Source organism: Dehalobacter sp. CP (genome assembly GCF_047652685.1).
In the GTDB taxonomy this organism is placed as follows: domain Bacteria; phylum Bacillota; class Desulfitobacteriia; order Desulfitobacteriales; family Syntrophobotulaceae; genus Dehalobacter.
This window is the reverse complement of sequence record NZ_CP157399.1, coordinates 2,391,101-2,411,461: the sequence shown is the minus strand read 5'-3', so window position 1 is coordinate 2,411,461 and position 20,361 is coordinate 2,391,101. Positions and strand designations below refer to the sequence as shown.

At 42.7% G+C, this 20,361-nt stretch carries 23 protein-coding genes and 1 pseudogene; 16 read left to right on the top strand and 8 right to left on the bottom strand.

Annotation, left to right across the window (positions count from 1 at the left end; translation table 11 throughout):
- Positions 1 to 83: 83 nt before the first annotated feature.
- The 4 genes and pseudogenes from AAH944_RS12025 to AAH944_RS12010 all read left to right on the top strand — a co-directional run bounded on the left by AAH944_RS12025 (position 84) and on the right by AAH944_RS12010 (position 3,280).
- On the top strand, positions 84 to 794 hold the full coding sequence (locus tag AAH944_RS12025; protein ID WP_119776077.1) for a molecular chaperone: 711 nt from the start codon (positions 84 to 86) through the stop codon (positions 792 to 794).
- Positions 795 to 824: 30 nt separating this feature from the next.
- Positions 825 to 1,016: pseudogene (locus AAH944_RS12020) on the top strand (4Fe-4S dicluster domain-containing protein); the annotation flags it as partial.
- 39 nt (positions 1,017 to 1,055) lie between these two features.
- The gene (locus AAH944_RS12015) at positions 1,056 to 1,967 is read left to right on the top strand and encodes an indolepyruvate ferredoxin oxidoreductase subunit alpha (RefSeq protein ID WP_415537904.1); all 912 of its coding nucleotides are present in this window, start codon (positions 1,056 to 1,058) and stop codon (positions 1,965 to 1,967) included.
- 14 nt (positions 1,968 to 1,981) lie between these two features.
- Entirely contained in the window at positions 1,982 to 3,280 is a 1,299-nt protein-coding gene (locus tag AAH944_RS12010) for a 4Fe-4S binding protein (protein WP_415535100.1), read from the top strand.
- A 232-nt stretch (positions 3,281 to 3,512) separates the two neighbouring features.
- On the opposite strand, the gene AAH944_RS12005 is transcribed toward AAH944_RS12010, so the two are convergent.
- Positions 3,513 to 4,037, bottom strand: a complete 525-nt coding sequence (locus AAH944_RS12005; RefSeq protein WP_415535099.1) for a demethoxyubiquinone hydroxylase family protein — start codon at positions 4,035 to 4,037, stop codon at positions 3,513 to 3,515.
- Between the two features lie 254 nt (positions 4,038 to 4,291).
- On the opposite strand from AAH944_RS12005, the gene AAH944_RS12000 reads away from it, so the two are divergent.
- Positions 4,292 to 5,878 carry an LCP family protein gene (locus tag AAH944_RS12000; protein ID WP_415535098.1) on the top strand — a complete coding sequence of 529 codons (1,587 nt, stop codon included), beginning with the start codon at positions 4,292 to 4,294 and terminating at the stop codon, positions 5,876 to 5,878.
- A 221-nt stretch (positions 5,879 to 6,099) separates the two neighbouring features.
- Here AAH944_RS12000 and AAH944_RS11995 read toward each other — a convergent pair whose 3' ends face one another.
- The gene (locus tag AAH944_RS11995; RefSeq protein ID WP_415535097.1) at positions 6,100 to 7,176 is read right to left on the bottom strand and encodes a DNRLRE domain-containing protein; all 1,077 of its coding nucleotides are present in this window, start codon (positions 7,174 to 7,176) and stop codon (positions 6,100 to 6,102) included.
- Between the two features lie 278 nt (positions 7,177 to 7,454).
- On the opposite strand from AAH944_RS11995, the gene AAH944_RS11990 reads away from it, so the two are divergent.
- Positions 7,455 to 7,937, top strand: coding sequence for an RNA polymerase sigma factor (locus tag AAH944_RS11990; protein WP_415535096.1), 483 nt, complete (start codon positions 7,455 to 7,457; stop codon positions 7,935 to 7,937).
- 3 nt (positions 7,938 to 7,940) lie between these two features.
- A complete protein-coding gene (locus tag AAH944_RS11985; protein ID WP_415535095.1) occupies positions 7,941 to 8,852 on the top strand; it encodes a hypothetical protein in 912 nt (303 codons plus the stop codon).
- Positions 8,853 to 8,993: 141 nt separating this feature from the next.
- On the opposite strand, the gene AAH944_RS11980 is transcribed toward AAH944_RS11985, so the two are convergent.
- The 3 genes from AAH944_RS11980 to AAH944_RS11970 are packed head-to-tail and all read right to left on the bottom strand — an operon-like array spanning position 8,994 to position 11,511.
- Positions 8,994 to 9,788 carry an ABC transporter permease subunit gene (locus AAH944_RS11980; protein WP_415535094.1) on the bottom strand — a complete coding sequence of 265 codons (795 nt, stop codon included), beginning with the start codon at positions 9,786 to 9,788 and terminating at the stop codon, positions 8,994 to 8,996.
- Between the two features lie 35 nt (positions 9,789 to 9,823).
- Positions 9,824 to 10,624 (bottom strand): ABC transporter permease subunit, encoded by an 801-nt coding sequence (locus AAH944_RS11975; RefSeq protein WP_415535093.1) that lies wholly within the window; start codon positions 10,622 to 10,624, stop codon positions 9,824 to 9,826.
- Between the two features lie 5 nt (positions 10,625 to 10,629).
- The gene (locus AAH944_RS11970) at positions 10,630 to 11,511 is read right to left on the bottom strand and encodes an ATP-binding cassette domain-containing protein (protein WP_415535092.1); all 882 of its coding nucleotides are present in this window, start codon (positions 11,509 to 11,511) and stop codon (positions 10,630 to 10,632) included.
- Between the two features lie 357 nt (positions 11,512 to 11,868).
- Here AAH944_RS11970 and AAH944_RS11965 point away from each other — a divergent pair, with 357 nt between their 5' ends.
- The 6 genes from AAH944_RS11965 (at position 11,869) to AAH944_RS11940 (ending at position 16,158) form a co-directional block, all read left to right on the top strand.
- A complete protein-coding gene (locus tag AAH944_RS11965) occupies positions 11,869 to 12,681 on the top strand; it encodes a DUF5685 family protein (protein ID WP_415535091.1) in 813 nt (270 codons plus the stop codon).
- A 6-nt stretch (positions 12,682 to 12,687) separates the two neighbouring features.
- Entirely contained in the window at positions 12,688 to 13,257 is a 570-nt protein-coding gene (locus AAH944_RS11960) for a DnaJ domain-containing protein (RefSeq protein ID WP_415535090.1), read from the top strand.
- A gap of 26 nt (positions 13,258 to 13,283) precedes the next feature.
- Positions 13,284 to 13,694: a hypothetical protein gene (locus AAH944_RS11955; protein ID WP_415535089.1), complete on the top strand. Its 411-nt coding sequence runs from the start codon at positions 13,284 to 13,286 to the stop codon at positions 13,692 to 13,694.
- Positions 13,695 to 13,985: 291 nt separating this feature from the next.
- Positions 13,986 to 14,432 (top strand): DUF2975 domain-containing protein, encoded by a 447-nt coding sequence (locus AAH944_RS11950; protein WP_021315597.1) that lies wholly within the window; start codon positions 13,986 to 13,988, stop codon positions 14,430 to 14,432.
- A 15-nt stretch (positions 14,433 to 14,447) separates the two neighbouring features.
- Positions 14,448 to 14,666: a helix-turn-helix domain-containing protein gene (locus tag AAH944_RS11945; protein WP_415535088.1), complete on the top strand. Its 219-nt coding sequence runs from the start codon at positions 14,448 to 14,450 to the stop codon at positions 14,664 to 14,666.
- On the top strand, positions 14,659 to 16,158 hold the full coding sequence (locus AAH944_RS11940) for a DUF4153 domain-containing protein (protein WP_415535087.1): 1,500 nt from the start codon (positions 14,659 to 14,661) through the stop codon (positions 16,156 to 16,158). Before AAH944_RS11945 ends, AAH944_RS11940 begins: the two co-directional genes overlap by 8 nt.
- On the opposite strand, the gene AAH944_RS11935 is transcribed toward AAH944_RS11940, so the two are convergent.
- Entirely contained in the window at positions 16,119 to 16,379 is a 261-nt protein-coding gene (locus tag AAH944_RS11935; protein WP_415537879.1) for an ABC transporter permease, read from the bottom strand. The genes AAH944_RS11940 and AAH944_RS11935 overlap by 40 nt on opposite strands.
- A 50-nt stretch (positions 16,380 to 16,429) precedes the next feature.
- The gene (locus tag AAH944_RS11930) at positions 16,430 to 17,317 is read right to left on the bottom strand and encodes a metallophosphoesterase family protein (protein ID WP_415535086.1); all 888 of its coding nucleotides are present in this window, start codon (positions 17,315 to 17,317) and stop codon (positions 16,430 to 16,432) included.
- Between the two features lie 173 nt (positions 17,318 to 17,490).
- Here AAH944_RS11930 and AAH944_RS11925 point away from each other — a divergent pair, with 173 nt between their 5' ends.
- Positions 17,491 to 17,637: a small, acid-soluble spore protein, alpha/beta type gene (locus tag AAH944_RS11925; protein WP_415535085.1), complete on the top strand. Its 147-nt coding sequence runs from the start codon at positions 17,491 to 17,493 to the stop codon at positions 17,635 to 17,637.
- A 163-nt stretch (positions 17,638 to 17,800) separates the two neighbouring features.
- Here AAH944_RS11925 and AAH944_RS11920 read toward each other — a convergent pair whose 3' ends face one another.
- Positions 17,801 to 18,493 carry a DUF4412 domain-containing protein gene (locus AAH944_RS11920; RefSeq protein ID WP_415535084.1) on the bottom strand — a complete coding sequence of 231 codons (693 nt, stop codon included), beginning with the start codon at positions 18,491 to 18,493 and terminating at the stop codon, positions 17,801 to 17,803.
- Between the two features lie 221 nt (positions 18,494 to 18,714).
- Here AAH944_RS11920 and AAH944_RS11915 point away from each other — a divergent pair, with 221 nt between their 5' ends.
- Both AAH944_RS11915 and AAH944_RS11910 read left to right on the top strand, forming a co-directional pair.
- On the top strand, positions 18,715 to 19,182 hold the full coding sequence (locus AAH944_RS11915) for a YkvA family protein (protein WP_415535083.1): 468 nt from the start codon (positions 18,715 to 18,717) through the stop codon (positions 19,180 to 19,182).
- Between the two features lie 47 nt (positions 19,183 to 19,229).
- Positions 19,230 to 20,360: an aldo/keto reductase gene (locus tag AAH944_RS11910; protein ID WP_415535082.1), complete on the top strand. Its 1,131-nt coding sequence runs from the start codon at positions 19,230 to 19,232 to the stop codon at positions 20,358 to 20,360.
- The last annotated feature ends 1 nt before the right edge of the window (position 20,361 follow it).

The window sequence follows — 20,361 nt, the reverse complement described above, 5'->3', positions numbered from 1 at the left end:
CTGATTGGTTTCAGCCTGCCGGTAAAGCAATTAATAATTAAGCGGTAAAATCTTCAATATAGAAAATGGATAGGAGAGAAAAAATGGTAAACACGCAAGAAGTAAACACGCAAGAACAAGAAATTCGAAGATCTTTGGCAGCATCCGATATGTATCAATTGTTGTCTATGTTTTTTCGCCTACCCACAGTGGAAATGGCTACTGCCTTGTTAAACGGAAGTCTAGCGGAAGATGTTATAGCTATTTACTGCGAGCTGAATTTCTCAATAGAAGAGATTCAACACATTAAAACCAAATTTACAACGTTCCAGAATGATGAAAAGACAAAGGAAGAGCTTCTTACAGAGATACGCCAAGAGTATACACGATTGTTTACCAATCCGAAAAAACCGGCAATGGATATCTATGAAACATTGTTTTGCTTTAATCCCGAAAAGAATGAAGGAAGCCCCAGTCTTTTCATTAGCCCGGCGGCTCTTGATGCAGAGCGTTGTTATAAGAAGGCTGGACTAATGATGACTAAGGAGGTCAACGAACCTGGTGACCATATGTCCACTGAGATGGAATTCATGATGTATCTTTATCTGGAAAAGGCCAGAGCCTTACAGGAAAACAATCAAGAAAAACTTGATAGGAGAGAGGCGGAAATCCAAGAATTTTCAGAAGTACATTTGAAGAAATGGGCAAAACAGTTCTTTAATCATTGCATTACCTTAAGTAACAGCGAGGTTTACCGTACTCTCGGAGAAATAGGAAGCGCTTTTATGCGAGAAATGCTGGTTAAAAACTATTAAAAATTTCTCCTAAGAAATAGGGGTGTTTGCATGAGATTCGAAAAAGGTTTTTCGATTAAGATAGCCGAGAATAGATGTTTAAACCAGACTCATCATGCAGTAGAATGCAATCATTGCATAGAGAATTGTCCCTCAAAGGCTATTTTATTACATGAACATAGCGTTTATCTGAATAAAGACTTATGTTGTGGTTGTGGGTTATGTTTTAATGATTGTCCAACCCAGGTCTTTAGCTCCAGTCTATGGGATGAGACCTCAATAGTGGAAGAAGTAGAGGAACAGAAATGGAAAGCTACAGAGTTTTTTTGTGGTAAACATTCGTCTCCTTTTAATAAAGACAAGACGTGGAAAATGGGAGCAGTACAATTACCGGCTTGTCTAAGTATGATTTCTAAGGGAGCTTGGTATGAATTCGGCTTAAAAACAGCAATTGAACTCCATTTGGACCAGTGTGAGGGGTGTTCTATGTCTTGCACTTTATCCCGGTTGGACTTCAATGTAGGGACAGCGGCTGAATGGTTGGAGGCTTCAGGGTGTACACCGGAAATCAGCTATATACACCAGAGTAGTAAGGGTAAAACCAAAAAAAATCTTAAAGCGATCGAAACCGGACTCAAAGTTACTTCACGACGGGATTTGTTTTTGTCTGTGATAGGCAAAGGCAGGCAGATAAGCGAAAACATACGTAACAATACAAAATCTTTCTCTAAGGAACGTGATCAAGAACGACGAAATAGTTATTTGCCTGATTGGCAGAAACGTCTGGCTGAAGTGTATCCTAATAACAGGATTAAAGGCGCTTCTCCAGCTTATTGGCCAACAATTCAAATAAATGACAAATGCGTAAATTGTGGAATGTGTACTAATTTTTGTCCCTCAAAGACCTTGAAAAATACTGTAGAAGGCGGTATCTGTACGCGCTATTTTACCAGTGGGTTGTGTTTGGACTGCCGGATTTGCCAATTGTTTTGTCCGAGAGAGGCTATAAGCAGAGACAGGGAAAAAGTTGAGAAACCCTTTGAAGCAACTACACTCTTCAGTGCGGCTGCTATAAAATGCCGGCGATGCACGAGTATTACCTTTGATAATACCAGGCATTTATGTTATTGGTGCCGGGAAGAAACCGCTATTGATGATGAGATTAAAGAAAAATACAGAAAACTATTACTTTAGATGGTGGGAGTTAAGTGAATAAGGAGAAGCAAAGAGACAAAAAGCTCATAGGTATTACGGTATTGCTACTCATTTTTGCTGTCATTTATCAACATTTTGCTAACGAAAAAGATACCTTGTCGGTTCTAAGACAGGGAGAACCGGCGGCAGCACGTTTTGAAAATGCAGGTGGAAACTATCCCAGCTATAAATTATGGGATGCCCAAGAAAACTTTTTGGGATACGGTGTAATTGCCGGTGCTTCTGGTTATGGCGGCAAACTCTCAGTACTCAGTGTCTTGAATCCGGCAGGACAAATCACCAAGGTTTCTCTAACCGAAAATAGTGAAACGCCTTTGTACTTGAATAAAGTCCTAGCCACTGGATTTTTGCAAAAGATTCTTGGAAGAAATCCTGAGCAAGGATTTGGGGATATCAATGCGGTGTCCGGAGCAACCATAACTTCGGAAGCGATTATTGCTGCGGTGCAAAAGGGTTCGGTCCAAATAGCGAATGAGCAACTGGGTATGAAAATTCCCAACGATGATGGCGTTAATCCAACCTGGAAGGATATGGCGGCCCTAGCCTTAGTTTTGACGGCAATCATTTGCTCTGCCAGAAAGATTAAAAAGTTACGCCCATGGCTGTTATTTTTATCCGTAATTTTCATTGGATTTATTTTAAATAATTCTTTAACTTTCAGTAACTTTGTCAGTCTTTTCTCGGGTAACCTGCCGTCATTTGTAGAACGCCCGATTTGGTACCTGATGGTACCCGGTATCCTGATTATTACGCTGTTCCGGGGGGAGAATTTTTATTGCAGTTGGCTTTGTCCTTTTGGTGCGGTTCAGGAGGGAATATATCGCAGTCTAAACCTGTTTAAGTTTTCCCCTTCTCAAAACATCCAATCAAAAGTCGGTAAATATCGCTGGTGGATGTTGTGGGTAGCGGCCATGACCGCGTTAATTTTTAATAATGCCGGGATTGCCAGCTACGAACCGTTCTCTGTTTGCTTTGACGGCAGTGGGAATATTGCTCAATGGATCATCATGTCGATCATCCTGTTGATGTCAATTGCTTTGTTTCGTTTCTGGTGCCATAGTTTTTGTCCAGTAGGTTTGATGCTGGATTTTATGGCGCGCCTTCAACGGAAATTAAAGAGAAAGAAAATAGAGATTAGGGAAAATGCAAATTGTAATCATTGTGACAATGCTTCTTGTCCCCAAAAGATTTCCGGGATGAGTCGACAGGATAAGTTATACCTTGTTCTTGTTTCCATAGTAAATATAATCATTCTTATTGCTTTATTACTTAATATTAGCAGTATGTCCTAGTTTAGATTCACAAAAAAAGAATGGGTATCGGAATGTCCGAGCTCATGCTTATATTCATAACTGGGATAAAAACAGGCGTATTGCCATCTTCATCTGACATCAAATATTTTCCTTCTGTTATGAAAAAACTGGTGGACAATGACTTGTTCATCAGTTTCTTTTAAAGATTAGTTTCAATCTAGTATTCATTTATTATTCACATTGGATAGCGTAAATGGTTTTGTCAAAATTATTAGATCAAACGTACATTCATATTCACGGTTGGATGATCTTCAATGGAATCTTGGATGAGATTATTACTATAGGATTTTTGGGATTTTTGGTGTTTTAGATAATGAGCATAGTGTTGCAGCCATAAGGCATGAAATTCCTTATCAATCTTAAAGTCTAGGAGCTTATCTAATAAATCTGAATTTAGATTTTCTTCTACTAAGTCGGCGTATATTTCCAATATCTGATTTTCTAAAGCAAACCCAATCTTACAGATATTTTCCTGCCCGGCTAATTCAATCGCCTCCCCGATAATGCTCCCGGCAATGTCGGCAATACTTGCTGTGATTAGCGGGATGTCTACGTTATGTTCACGAAAAAGCTCAGTAAAAAATTTGGCATGCTTTTTATCAGCTTCAACGATTTTGAATAGAGCTTTGTTAAATACCGGGTCGTCGTTTTCAGACAATTGGGACTGATAATAATGGATCTGAAGGTTCTCCAACTCGTAGATCCTTTTTAATTTTGCTGTTCGTTTTTCATCCATTTTAAATCTCCTATAGAAGAGTAAGTATTCATTTAGAAGAGTAAGTATTCATTAGTTTTCTCTGGTTTTATAAAAATTATTTGCCAATTATCTTTCAAATTGCATGCCGAGAATAATGGCACTATCTCATAAATCAGATCAAATTGATTTCACTAAGCAAGAAATGTTGGATACTGCGATAAAATTTATTGCTTAGTTGGCAGAATAACAAAAAATTGGTATTGATACCCGCGGTAATAAGTGGTATGTTTTTTATGGCACAAAATCAAAATGGGGTGAATGTAATGGTTGAAAAAAAGAGAAAGAAGAAAAAACTGAAAAAAGTTTTTATGATCATAGCACTGGTAATCGCAGGCATTGTTGCCGGGACGGCAGCATTTGCCTTCTATTTCGCGAAGGGAGGCAATCTGCCCGGCGACAGTGTGAATTTGAACGATCGGGTCAGTATTCTTTTGATAGGGACGGATAAAAGGCCAGGGGCAAGTTCTTACAATTCGGACTCGATTATTGTAGCCAGCTTTGACCCGAAGACGAAACTTATTTCCTTACTGTCCATTCCGAGAGACACCCGGGTAACGCTCCCCGGATCAAAAAGCTATTGTAAGATCAATGCCGTTCCCATGTTAAAAGGGATTCCGGAGCTGGAAAAACAGGTTACCGAACTGACCGGTATTGAGCTGGACGGGTATGTCCTGACGAATTTTAATGGGTTCAAGGACATGATCGATACGCTGGACGGGATCACCATTGACGTGGAAAAAGACATGAAGTATGAGACCGGGGATAAAGAGGACGGCTATATCAACCTAAAAGCCGGGGTACAGGAATTAGACGGGACAAAAGCGCTCCAATATGCCCGTTTCCGTCATGACGCAACCGCCGATATCGGGAGAACCGCCAGGCAGCAGAAAGTACTGACCGCTGTAGGTAAAAAAATGCTTCAGCCTGCCACCATATTAAAATTGCCCGAGCTAATTCCGGAATTAATGAAGGCTGTGGAAACAGACTTGTCTCTGAAAGATCTCCTAAAACTCGCCGGGGCGGCCAAGTCCTTTGAAGATGCAACGATCGTGACCCAAACACTGCCCGGCGATGCGATTAATCTTGACGGGTTAAGCTACTGGGAGGTAAACAGAGACGCAGCCAAAGAAGTCGCTCAGAACCTTCTTTTGGGTAAAACCACCGATAAAGTCTGGGACAGTACGGTCCTTGCCTCCTTGGATCCGGAAGTTAAATCCCACCTTGCGGCCCCATCTACGGCAGCTGGGATTGATATACCGGAAATACCCGGCGTAACTGCACCTGAACCGGGAGCGATACCCGTGACGACGATCCAAACGGAGCAGTATTCGGGGACAATCACCTGGTCGCCTGCCGACAGTACCTTTGTTGCAGGTCAGGAATATACAGCGACGATTACGCTCATTCCTAAAGCAGGGTATACCTTAAAAGGCGTCGGTGCGAACTTCTTTACCGTACCGGGAGCAACAGCGCATAATGCTGCAGGATCCGGGGTCATTACGGCGGTGTTCCCGGCGTCATCACCTATAGCGTCAGCAGCCACCATCGACATTTCGGGAATAGCCGGGGTTACACCGCCCGCACCGGGAGCGGCACCTGTGACAGCGATCACCGAAACGGAGCAGTATACGGGGTCGGTCACCTGGACACCGGCCGACGCCCTCTTTGTGGAAGGCCAGCAATACACAGCGACCATCACACTGGTTCCGAAAGAAGGATATACCTTGGAAGGCATTGGCGCAAACTATTTCACAGTACCGGGCGCAACAGCGACAAATGCGGCCGGATCAGGGGTCATAACAGCGGTGTTTCTACGATGATGCCGTATACCAATACCGTATTAACCAGCCGGGGTTGTCCTTTTCAGTGTGAATTTTGCTAAAATAGCGGTGCTTATGTTCATAAAGTATTTTGAAATAAACCGATTAAACATGTAATTCAGAAAGAAATTGAAGAACTTCCAACAAAACTGCCTTTGAAGTCGGATTGAAGAGATCCTGATTTCAAAGGCAGAATACTGCGTACGGCGGAACGGTTTTGGTCACGTTTTGTTTGTAATGGTGATTCGGGGGAGAGCGGTCTTTTGTCCGCTGCTATTCTGAGTTACCGGGAAAATGGAGGTTATATTCATAACCGGGATAAAGACAGGCGTATTGCCATCTGCATCAGACAGGACCAAGATGCCATATTCATTTTTATAAACCAGTCCTGAAGCCTGAACGATAGACCCCAAATACATTTGGACATCTGTTGAAACCGGCACATAGTCGTGATAAGCAGTAATCAGGTTTTTGTCACAACCGTCTGGGAACTGTGGCGGGGGCAGGTAGGTGATCGAAGGATCGTATACCGTTCCATCGCCTGTATAAATTGCGGCAATGGCATTGAGCGGAATCGCTTCTTGCTGTCCGTTATCAAGCAAAATAAAAATCATTCCATAGGTTCCTTCGGGGGATACATACAGTTGATACGGAGTTCCGGTGATCGCGGAAGGACTAAAACCTGTTAAAAAAACGGACATGGTATTTGTCGGATACAAGGTGATCAGCTGCTCAATAAGGTGCGCCAACTGCGCATAGCTGAAGCAAAGCGCGGTATCCGGTTTCACCGGGGTGTAAGTTAAAACTAATCTTGGATCAAATGGTTCGTAGTTGATGCTATTCGTGGCAACGGCAACGACAGAAGTGCCGTCAGAATTTGTCAGTGCGATGCCGTTGTTGGAATAAGCTCCGTTCAGCCAATCATTGATCAGCGTTGTGACATCAATTTGGACAGTGGTATATAAATCTTCTGTTGTAATATCAATCCCGGATGGTGTTGCGGTGAAAGCAGGACGTGTATTGTAAGTCACGGTGGCTGTACTAAATGGATCGGTTACTCTGTTGACAACAAGCGGACTTGGAGCAGCACCGCTTTTAACAATCACAGATAATTCGAGCAAGGCGCTGTCAACGGAAGTGACCGGTAACACAGGCAAAACAATTTGCAGGAAACTGATGCAGTTTTGAAATGAAGGATCTGTACCGGAATAAACCAGTGGGTAGGATGAAAAATTCATGTCGGGCAGGTAAGATGATACGAAAGTCGTATCGGGTATATTCAGGGTTAACGTAGCCATTTTCATACCTTCTCTCAAAATTAATGACTGTAACTGAAAATTCGAGTTTGTACATCATATGCTTTTTGGGACAAGATGTTTCAGGCTACGATTGATATTTCCCTTCTGTTACGAAAAAACCGGTGAACAATGACATGTTCATCCGTTTTTTTTTATATAAGTCTGAATATCAGAAAGAGGGTGCAAAGTTCGTCTAGGGTAAGGTTGGGACTCTCTGGAAAAGAATGTGACTTTTTCCAGAGCTCACTCGTTTTATGGATGAAAGGAGAATTTACCCTATGCAAGAATTGTCACCGCGGCTTACTAACACTTTTTCAACAAAATACAGTAGTTATGGCGAGATGCTTTTTAAAATCGCCATGGTTCATCTTGGAAGTAAAGAAGATGCGGAAGAAGTCATGCAAGACGCATTTTGTAAACTCTTGTACAACTCACCTGGGTTTAACGATGATCAACACGAAAAGGCCTGGCTGATCAAAATTACTGTAAATCTTTGCAAAGATAGGCTTCGGAGTGTATGGCACAAACGCGTTATAAAAATGGAGGCGATAGAAGAGTACTATGAAGATCCTATTGACAGTGATGTCATGAAGGAGATTCTTAAACTCCCTGTAAAATTAAAAGCAGTGATCTATCTGTTTTACGTTGAAGATTATTCGATTAAGCAAATATCAGAAATTCTTAAGATAAAGGAATCAGCAATAAAGATGCGCTTACATCGCGGTCGTGAAATCCTTCGAATTGAATTAAAGGGAGAATGAAAGATGAATGGAAATGATATTAAACGTGTGATTGCCAAGCTTGAACCTGACCGGGAAATGGCGGATAGAATATCAGAAAAACTAGTAAAAAAGCCGAAGCGGAGAGTTAGTATAAAACCTGCTGCTGCCATCGCTGCCGCACTTGTTATCATGATTGGGGCTGGGACTTTTGTTAATTCTAATTTCGGCAAAGTTGATCAAAATAAAGTTGGAATTTATATCCCGCAGGTACAAATATCTGAGAACACGGAAGTAAAAGCCAAAATGATCGGGCTAATCGTCTATCAAGGCAGAATATATACGCAAAGCGCCTTGCAAATTGATGCGAACAATGCGGAGAAACTGATTGGAGAAAAGCTGGGTATGACCAAGGCCAATATAACCGAATGGAGCAAGCAGGATGATTACGCTGTCGAATTGGCCTCGACGGTAGGGGTACAAGCAGTTTATACGGTTAAAGGCTATGATAAAAGTTATAGAATCATGACCTGTGAAAAAATCAACGGTGAAACTTATGCGTTTTTTTATGAGTGTTTGAACGGGTTGACAGTTAAAACCGGAAATGATATTTTTGAAAAATTTAAAATGGAAAACAATATTGAATCAGTGAAATATGAAAATTTCGGCAGCTGGAACAATGGTAAGAATGAAGTTCAATCTCTGACGAATCCGGATGGCGTCAATCACTTTCTTGCTGCTCTGGAAAACGCTGTTCCCAATACGCGGGAGAGTTTACCCGACTTATTTGAAGATCAAGGTGAAACCAGTCAAAAATTTATATACGTAACCTTGAATGACGGCAGTAAAGTCCAACTAAGGCTTTTTAAAGAGGGATATGTTTACTACAACGGTGTTGATTTATTCTTTAAAGTAGACAGCAATGCTTTTATGAGTTTTTGGAATGAATTGATTTAAAGAGGATCGCATTGACAGGAAAGAATGCAGGGAATACACGAATACGGTCCCTATTACGGTTGCAGATTCATAGGATGCAATGACCTGCGACAGACCTTATCGAAAGGGATCAAGTGAAGATGAAGATACCCGGCCGAAGGGTTAAACGTGCAGATCCCTTTTTCGGTAAAAGATATAGGTGGAGATGCAAAAGATAGAAACAAGCCCAAGCGAGAGTATGACAGCCGTTAGGTTGAGCCCATTGCCCTCTGCCAAATCAACATAACTAAAATATTTAAAAGGAGAGAGCAGGTTAAGAGCGTTCAGCTTGTCTGTTATGTCGGTTATTTTGGATATCACGAATGCAGCGAAGAGTATCCCCGCGGCAAGGGAACCGGAAGTTTTTGGATTCTTGAGGAAAGCTGACAGTGCTGTTCCAAGCGAAAGGAAGATAAGCTGAACGATAAACATGCTCAACATGAACATTACGATTTCACTTGAAATGTCATTTCCCTTATTGTAAGCAGCGACCATAACAAGGGAAGAAACAAGCGTTACAATATTCAGAATAACCACATTCACAAAGGCCGCAAGAAGCTTGGAAGTGATAATGGTATCTCTTGAGACGGGTTTGATCATCAGGAATTCGGTTGTCTTGTCTCGTTCCTCTTTGGCAACGATACCGGCTCCGAGCAAAACAGCATGGATGGCAGCTGCAATCTCAATGTAAAGAAACAACATTGCAAAATACCCGGACATCGTGGTTACATCAAATGAGCCCATTCCCAACAGTGCTTTGATGGAGTAGGGTATATTGTCAAAAATTTTGTTGTACTGTCCGCCTGCCGAATAGGCGGTATATTTGCCCATGCCGCTTAGAACCCCCAAAAACATACAAACGCACCATATGATCAACGCTTTTTTGTTGGCTTTTAATTCTCTTAAAAAAATATTCATGATCCGACCTCCCTTTTAGTGAAACCCAAAGTTAATCAGCTCACGGCATGGATATCTTTTTTGGCATAAATGATATAGGCTGTTACCGTTGCGATAATAACAATAACAGCGCCTGTGATAAGGTAGGGAGCTTCATAGTTTGAATTTCTGATAATGTAAGAAGGATTAAAATATTTAAATGGTGAGAGAAAGCGTGCGGCATCATTTTCACCGGTGGCTAAAAACGCTCCGATAAAGAAAAATCCAAAAACGACCCCGAGTGAAACCGGAAGTACGGATTTTAACTTTGGAATGATCACCGTGACCGCAGCCCCGATCGAGAAAAAAATGAGCTGAATGAAAAGTAGCGTGAGATTGATCATAAAAAGCAGCATAACGCTGAAATCAGCTGTCTTAACCATGGTGGCAAGGATGGAGGCAGCCGCATAATAAATTAAGTTCGTGATTATGAGCATGGTTAGTGCAGCCAGAAGCTTGGAGCTGACAATAGCCGAACGCGAAACAGGCTTGACGAGAAGGAAATCCGCTGTCCTTTCCCTCGTTTCTTTGGAAAGAATGGAGACGCCGAGATTCATGGCCTGAATGGCACCGCACAATGTGATGAAGGAGAATATCATCGAATAAAAGCCCAAAAGAGAGGTGATGCTGTCAAGCGAAATACCGAGTATTGCCCTCACCGACGCCGGGTAGCCGCCCAGCAGCCTTTTAAAATCTGCCGCATCATTCGCAATTGCTGGATAGACAGAAAAGTAAATCCCAGCGAGCGCAATCAAAGTGCATGTCCATAGAATCGTCGATTTTCGCAGGGAGTTAAGCTCGTGCCAGAACATATTCATAACGATCAACCCTCCTTGGCATAATAATGCATGAAGATCTCTTCAAGGTCAGGTTCGTAAATGGATATGTTGACAAGCTCAAGCTCCGCAATTTTTTTCATCATAGAATTAATGTTGCCTTTGAAAATAAAATCAGCCGTATTCTCTTTGATTTCAAGCCGGCTTACACCACTGATATTGAAGATCTCTCCGGCTATGGGAGATTTTGCTTCAATTTTAAAACTCTTATAGCTATCTGCCTGAAGCGTGCTCATTTTTTCAAGTTTTATGATTTTACCGTCTTTGATGAACGCTACCCTGTCGCACATCCTCTGAACTTCGCCGAGAATATGCGATGAAAAGAATACGGTCGCACCCTTTTGATTCTCCTGCGCGATAATGTCGAAGAATTTTTGCTGCATCAGCGGGTCTAAGCCACTGGTTGGCTCGTCGAGTATGATCAGCTTAGGCTCGTGGAGCAGCCCCTGGACAATGCCAACCTTTTTTTTGTTGCCAAAAGAGAGATCGTCGATCTTTTTCTTAAGGTCGAGATCCATGATCTCCGCAAGCTCCTTGATTCTCTTCATACAGTCCTTTTTGTAAAAGCTCGCGGAATATTTGAGTAGATCGATAACCTTCATGTTATCGTAATAAAATACCTCACTTGGCAGATAGCCCACTTCTTTGCGTATTTCCGGGAACTCACTGCAATTTTTACCGAAGATTTCGGCGCTTCCCCCGGTGGGGTAGATAAGCCCGAGCAACGTTCGGATGGTCGTCGATTTGCCGGCGCCGTTCGGCCCGATAAACCCAAAGATCTCGCCTTCCGTGACATCAAGATTCACGTCAACGATGCCTCTTGCCTTGTTGTAACTTTTCGTGAGATTCTTCGTTTGAATGACAGTCATTAATGTTGCCTCCTCCTTGTCTGTTAAGGATACACACATCATTTTTGAATGAACATAATACTTTCCTTAAGTTAGACCTATTGTATCACAGCCGGTTTTTTTTATGTTATTTTAGCAGTAATTTTTTGCAATACAGAATATTCGTACAAAATATTCGTAGTTGCATCAAAATTTTCCTTCTGATATAATAGCCTTGTTCGTAAATCAAAGGGGAGTAGCTGGATAATAAAGTCGTCAAGACGGATTTCGATCCCGGCTTTATTGCAATTGACCATTGTAAGCGAGACCTTTGCCCTTGGGGGTGAAGGTTTTTTTATTTATATTTAAATAAGATATGAATGAAGTCAGGTGAAAAATATGTTCGGTTATGTCGTCGCCAATATTGAGAAGCTAACTGCCGAAGAAAAACTACACTATCGGTCGTGCTACTGCGGTTTATGCCGAACGCTGGGAGAGCGTCACGGCACCCTCAGCCGTATCACCCTAAACTATGACATGACTTTCCTCGTACTGTTTCTTTCAGCGCTTTATCAGAAAGATACCACCATTCAAACTGGGCGGTGCATCATGCATCCCCGCAAACCTCACGGCTATTGGCATAACGAGATCTCAGACTATACCGCCGATATGAGTATTGTCCTGACTTATTTCAAATTTCTCGATGATTGGAAGGACGAACGGAAGATCCTGTCGCTGGGTGAAGCCAAGCTGTTCGAAAAGAAATACAGGCAGGCTGCTATTCGCTATCCCCGGCAATGTGCTGTCATCAGTGAGTGCTTGAGTACCCTTTCCGACATTGAAAAATCAGGGGAACTGAAACCGGATCTTCCTGCAGGTTGCTTCGGCAGGCTCATGGGTGAGGTCTTCGTTTTCCAAGAAGATGACGATGCCCAAGACTTACGTAACTTTGGAGAAGCGCTTGGCAAATTCATTTACATTATGGATGCCTGTCTTGATCTCAAAAAGGACATCCAAAAGGAATGCTATAATCCGCTGACGGCGTTGTCAACAGATCATTTTCCGCAAATATTAAACCTGCTCATGGCCGACTGTATGGAAAAATACCGGCAACTGCCAATCAAACGCGATCAAAACCTTATTGAAAACATTCTCTATTCAGGCGTTTGGACAAGGTATGAAGCAGCGAATAAGAAAGCAAAGGGGAGATAAGAAAGAATGATATCCGATCCTTATCAAGTACTTGGTGTTCCTCAGACGGCTGCGGATGGTGAAATAAAAAAAGCCTATCGCAAACTGGCCAAAAAATACCACCCTGACCTGAATCCCGGCAATGCGGAAGCGGCTAAGAAAATGAGTGAAATCAATGCCGCTTACGAACAGATCAAAAGCGGAACCCCCTACCCAAACACCTATTACAACGGGAGCAACGCTTCCAGAGAATATGCTTCCTCAGCGTATGATTCGGTAAAACACTATATCAATCTGGGCTATTTTCGCGAGGCACTGAATATTCTGGCCAGGATGAGTGACCGAAGTGCCGAATGGTACTATTGCAGTGCCGTCGCCAATGCCGGTATCGGCAACATCATCATTGCGCTGAACCACGCCGAAACAGCCGTACGCATGAGTCCCGGCAATCCGGAATACCAACGCATCTTAAATATGCTGCAACGCGGCGGACGCGTTTATCAGCAACAAAGACGCGGCTTCGGCATGCCGAATGACACGCTGGACAAACTCTGTTTTGGCTTATGTATCGCGGACCTTTGCTGTCCGTTCTGTTGATGAGAATTGCGTAAGGAGTGTGTGCAATGGGTAATTTGAAAAATAAGCTGACACGTTTGATGATTGGCCGGTACGGCATTGATCAGTTGTATTATGCTTTACTTGGAGTCTGGTTTGTATTACTGATCGCCAATACGTTTATCCGTTCCGGTATCATCAGTATTTTGATGGGGGCCGTTCTGGCTGGAATGATCTTCAGAACCTTATCCCGGAACATCTATAAAAGACGCCAGGAAAACGATAAATTCATGAAAATGTGGAATAGGATTAAGGCTGAAGGTTCTTTGACGATACGCCGAATCAAAGAAATTAAAACCCATCGTTTCCGCAGATGTCCGCACTGTAAAAGAGTACTTCGGCTGCCGCGGCGAAAAGGCAAACATACAGTAAAGTGCCCTTGCTGCCATCATGAATTTGAGCTCTGTATCCGCTTATAATTAAAAACAAATAAGTTTGATATAATAGTAGTACTTATAAACGGTAAGAACTAAAAAGAATAACCTTGGAACTTCAAGTCATTCCAAGGTTATTTTTTTCGATTAATATTTTGCTTTCATGATCTGTTTAATATCTTTCTTTCATTACCGTCAGGAATTGCGCTTCAATCCGACTCAATCTGAGTTTATCTATAAACAACATAAATATATCGATAAATGATAAATTAATATTGACTTACAATAATATGCCATTTACAATAGAACCAAAATAGATAGAAAGGGTATGATACAATGTGGAATCCAAGTAAGTCCGTAAGACTATCTTCCATTTGTACCAAGATCGCCATTGTCCTGGTCATTTGCGCAGCTTTTGCTATGCCGAATTTAATCCCTACATATGTAAACTACACAGGAAAAAATCCTGAAATCATTCATTCCTTGCTCCTAACGGTCTATGCCTGTGTTCTGCCGGGGATGTTATCCTTGATCTGCCTTGGCAGGCTTCTTTCCAACATCAGGCGGGAAGAAGTATTTGTAGAAAAAAATGTCAAGCTCCTGCGGGCGTTGTCATGGTGCAGTTTTGTCGTCTCCGCCATTTTGTTCATCTCAGGATTTTATTATATTCTTTTTGTGATTATAGCCGTTTGTGCCGCTTTTTTAGGGCTGATCCTGAGAGTGATCAAAAATGTTTTTGAACAGGCGATTGTTATTAAAAGAGAAAATGATTTTACGATTTAGGGGGAGGGATTCTCATTGATTGTCGTTAATCTCGACGTTATGATGGCAAAAAGAAAAATTTCTGCCGGTGAGCTGGCGGATAAAATCGGAATCACTCCGGCTAATCTTTCAATTCTAAAAAACAACAAGGCCAAGGCTATCCGCTTTTCGACCCTGGAAGAAGTTTGCAAGGTTCTGAATTGCCAGCCCGGAGATTTATTAGAGTACCGGAAAGGAGAACAGGAAAATGAATAACAGGGAGATGAATAACAGTACGGATACGGCAACCTATACAAGGAGTGATATTGTTTTCGCATTGGCCATGCTGGTCTGCGGCTTCTTATATTGGAACTTGATCCCGGCTGCCGGGCTTGGCGCAGGGGTTACCTTATTTGCAGCGGTATTCTGTCTGTGTACCGTCCTATATCTGAAATCAGGTGAGTTCCGTCAAACAGGAACGAGCTTGTTATGCTTCATCATTATTGTCATGTCGGCCCTGGTTTTCTTGCTTTTTGACAATATCCTGATCAAAGGACTGAATTTTATCTTTCTTACAGCCGCTGTCATCTATTGGATCAGCCTGTCTACGGGCAGAAACCTGGAGAAAAGGATTTCCGTTTATATCCTGGGCGATTTTTTTAATCAAGTTTTGGTCATCCCATTTTGCAATTTGGCCTGCTGCTTTGGTGCGGTCAAGGGACTGTTTGGCAGAAATCAAAAGGGAAAATCTCTTCTGGCCGGCGCGGTTGGTATTCTTGTGATGATTCCGATTCTGGCCGCAGTCATCAACCTATTGACACGAGCTGATGCTGTTTTCGCAGGGGTGATCGCCAATCTGCAGTTTTCGGTATCGATGAATATTATTGTCCAGATATTGATGGGAATTCCCGTCGCTTGTTATCTGTACGGCTTGATTTACGGCGACCGGCATGGGAGGAATACGGGATATGTCACCGTCGAGACTGTTGACAAAACGGCCGCCGCTTTCCGTTTTTCCCCGGGAGTGACCGTATACACCGCCTTGACAGCATTGAATCTTGTCTTTATGGTCTTTTTTCTTTCTCAGGTCACCTATCTTTTCTCGGCATTCAATGACCGTCTCCCGGAACTCATGACGCATGCGGAGTATGCCCGTAGAGGCTTTTTTGAACTTTGTGCGGTAGCCGGAATCAATATGGTCGTGATTACGGTGGCCCATCTTATTGTGAAAAGGGACAAGGTCAAGATCCTGCAAATAGAAACAGCCATTTTATGTCTTTTTACCTTGATGTTGATCATCACGGCCATCAGCAAGATGGTGATGTACATTAATTATTTTGGTTTGACCCCGCTGCGTGTCTATACGACCTGGTTTATGCTTGTGCTGCTCTTTCTATTCGCGGTGATCGCTGTCAGACAGTTTAAAAAATTTAACGCAGCCAGGATCATGCTGGTCGGATTTGTAGTGCTTTTCATGGTCCTGAGCTACGGAAACATCGACGGACGAATAGCTGCCTATAATATTGACAGGTACAGTAACGGAACACTGGAGAATCTCGATGTGCAGGCTTTGTCCAGCCTGTCTGAGGCAGCAGTCCCGTATATCTACACCTTATACCAGGAAACAACGGATCAGAGCCTGAAGGCGGATCTTAAAGCAGCCATTGATCAATCAGCTGGATCTGCGCTCGGAGCGTCGCGTCAAGAGACATTCCGGGATTTCAATTTTCAGCGGCATATGGCGGAAAGCATCAGAAAGATGCTCTGATAGCTCCGACAGCCTCTTTTGATTGTGAAGGCATTACTTACAGTCCCAGTCATCAATAAGGAGCGGACACTATCAATGATCGGCGTCATGGGTTGAACCTCCGCAAAATGGCGCAGTGCGGCCGGCATGGTTTCGGTCGGCGCAAATGCGGAGCTTGTAAATATCAATATCATCAAAAGATAGCTGAACACGCCTGACCCCTCAAGGCTTTTCGCAAGCAGGCCAAAAGCGACACTGCTGACGATACAAAATAATAGGAAAGACCAGAGACTTAAAGGTATTCCTTTAAGCCTCTGGGTCCTGCGAGAACTTCCCGGCCTATATACAAGGTACCGTCATCCTTGGTTTTGACATGCCATTTAACCAGTGTAATATTGCCTTCCGCGATCTCTATCCCCGTGATCGAACGGGGATGAACACAACTGCCGTCATTAAAATAAAGCGGTTTCCCCGCATCAGGGAACATGGGCCTATGGGTGTGACCGGCAATCAGCATGTGCTTTTCCTGGTTGACCCATTCAGTAAGGTTTTGTTCTATAGAATCTTTCTTATGATAATTTTTAGCTGTACTGGTGGGGTCTTTAAAACCGAACAACTCAAGTTTCTTCCATACATATCTGACCAAAAATCTTCGTAACCCCCAAAACGTATAATCCAACATACTGCCTTGGTGCCCGTGGATCAAAAGAATTTTCCGCTCTGAATCCTTATACCGTAAAACGAGCCCTTCGCGAAATTTAACATTCTCAAATAAAGGAACGTGACGCTTCTCCTCGGCATCATAGTACCGGTTAAAGCATTTCCGTACAAAATGATCGTTGTTTTTCACCATGTCATGGTTTCCGTAAATGAAATAAACGCGGCCTTCATTATAAAATTTTTGCAGGAGTGAAAGTGTGTCCTTATGAACAGGCACGATGTCCGACATGTTTTTATACTTCCACAGTTCGTCACCGTCACCAAGCTCGATATACGTGTACTGTTCCTTATAATAATGCGTTAACGCTGCAAAATACAGATTCTCATTCCCGGAAAAATCATCAGCCCAGCTGCCGTCACCCCTATGGACATCGCTCATTAAGATCATCTTTGAGGAATCGTCAATAGGGATTTCTTCAGCAGATTGAAAAGCTTTGGATATACGATCCACAGCGTTCATAGGATACCACCCGCCCAAAAGCATCTTCGTTTAATGTCAATATATTCAGGGGGCAGTATCAAGAGTGCCGGTCTTCTTTCGACTATATAATCGATAACAAAAACTGCCAGTGTAGAAAAGGTAAATATGTTAATAATAAGTGTACATTCCAAAAGGAAAGGAGGGAAAAAGTAATGGCAAAATATAGACTTCCCGTAGACAAGAGTCAGGCAGCTAGTGTAATGGGTGTAAGCTTAGGCCCTGATACATCCGCTAGACAGAATGGTTCCGTAGGTGGATACATGGTGAAGAAGACTTTTGAAAGCCTTGGTATGCGTTAACAAAAACTGATTTTCGAGAGCAAATGATAAGCCGGAAGGGAACCGTGAGAGAATACGGTTCCCTCTTCTTTAACCTTAAATAGGATGCCTTAAAATTTACATCATTATGCCGGTAAAAAATTCCTAAAAGTATCTGGAAGAAGTCATAGATATCCTCATGGATTTATTGAATAAGAATCTCTTTCGGTAAGTCGAATGTACCTTCGGGGATAGAACCTGCACCGACGTTAATGTCTGTATATTCTGAGGTGTTGGTCTGCCCATCCTGAACCAGTTCAAACTTAATGACGATTCCGTATTTTGTACTTAACCAATCTTTATAATTCCCTTGGGCGCTGGTTACAGAAAGTATTTTGCATTCCAATCCGTTAAGCGTTTGTGTCCCGATGATTTGGTAACTTACATCAGCGTTTTCATCTGTATCTAATGCCGCTAAATAGTCCATGGGGGTAATATTGTCATTCCCTTTATATTCGGTAATATTTATCTTAGCAGCCACATTTTGTCCTGGCCGGTAGGAAACGATTTCTCCCTTTTCTAAATCGAAGATGGAGATCGTTCTTTGCCCATCCGTAATCGTATCCGTTTTCATTTTGGTATCTTGGAACCAAACGCTGCTTTCGGAAGATACTCCCGCATTCGTTGTTACAAGATGATAAGAAATCTCTCTGAGACCTGTACCTTTCATAATTAAGTTTGAAACCACTTCCTGATCACTGGTGTCATCGGTTCCAGCGGAGGAGATTGCAGCCGAAGGAGCAGAAGAATTGTTTTTAAAGCTGCAAGCGGAAAGGATCAAGGTACTTATGAGCAATAGGACGGTAATCGTAAGAAGCTTCTTGTCAGTAATTTTCATGATTTACCTTCTCCAAACGTAATAGGTTATTGTCGGTTAAGAAGATATTCGTCATGGATAAGAGAATACCCTTTGAATGAAGCTTAGCCCACCAATTTTAATAGACAAACCTTGGTGCAATTGTTAGAGAAAGAAGATACAATAAAAGCAATAAAAGACGAAGCCTATAAAATATTCTGTTGTACATAAAATAACGAAAAATAACGAAAAGAGGTTAGATCATGAGTGACCAAATGAGGAACGACCATGAGAACGACCATGATGATTTTTATCAATCTCTAAGGAAAAAGATCAAGGACTACTTCACAAGCGAAGAAGGTAAAACGAATAAGTATGCAGAGTATATCCTGATTGCCCCCGACTTATTTCATCTTCTGTGCAAATTGACTGTAGACAAGGAAGTCAACGTAGACGATAAAGCAAAACTGGCGATTGCGATTGCTTATTTTGTTTCACCGATTGATTTAATCCCTGAGCTCTTTGTAGGCCCGGTAGGATTTGTTGACGATATATCCGTGGCTGCTTATGTCCTGAACACCATTATTAATAACACGAACCCGGAAGTTGTCCGCAGGCACTGGGCCGGCGAGGGCGATATCCTGATTAAAGTCCAGGAAATCATAAAAGTTGCCGATCATATGGTTGGCACCGGACTGTGGAAGAAAATTAAAGGGATGTTTAGTAAATAACGCAATAGGGTATAACAAAGAATGAAGATAAAATGGAGCGTAATATCATGCAATATACGATACTAGGAAAAACAGGACTCCAAGTTTCAAGGCTGGGGCTTGGCTGTATGCGGTTCCCGAAAAGTGAAAAAGAAGCGATAGAAATGGTGCGGTATGCGGTGGATCACGGAGTCAATTACCTGGACACCGCTTACATGTATCCAAACAGTGAAATAATTACCGGGAAAGCGCTTCAAGGGGGCTATCGGAATAAGGCGTTGATCGCCACCAAAAGCCCTATATGGAAAATCGGCAGTCACAAAGACTTTGAGAAATACTTGGATGAAGAGCTGGAACGCTTGGGAACCGATCATATCGACATGTATCTTCTTCACAACATGAATCATGACAATTGGGAGAAAGTCAATCATTTTGATGGCCTTACTTTTCTTGATAAAATGATCCAAAAGGGTAAAATACTGCACAAGAGTTTTTCTTTTCATGGGACACTGCCGGCATTCAAACAGATTGTGGATACCTTTGACTGGGAAATGGCGCAAATTCAGCTGAATATTCTGGATGAAAATCAGCAGGCCGGGATCGAGGGGTTGAGATATGCGGCAGGCAAGGGCCTGGCGGTCGTTATCATGGAACCGCTAAGGGGCGGCTACATGCTGGCGAACGTTCCTGAAGCAGTCGTTGATTTGGTTCATCAATATCCGGAAAAGAGATCCTTGGTCGCGTGGTGTTTCCGCTGGCTTTATAATATGCCTGAGGTTTCCGTAATTCTTAGTGGGGCCAGCACGCTGGAGCAGTTGAAGGATAATTTGCGGATCTTTGATGAATCTGCAGTCAACGTAATGTCCGAGGCTGACCAAAACCTGATCAAAAAAATCCGGGAAGCTTTCGAGTCCAATAACAGCATCGGCTGTACAAGCTGCCGCTATTGTATGCCCTGTCCCCAAGGCGTAAGCATTCCTGAAATATTCAGACTCTACAACAGCCACCAGCTTATGAAAACGCATTGGGTGGACAAAGGGATGTACAGGGAAAACTTGCTCCCCTCCGGTTCCGGTGCTGATCAGTGTATCTCTTGCGGAAGCTGTGAGGAACATTGTCCGCAGGCGCTGAATATCCCGGTCTTGCTGAAGAAAGTACATGCGGAATTTACGGCGAAGACGACAGGTGGTTGGAGCTGAT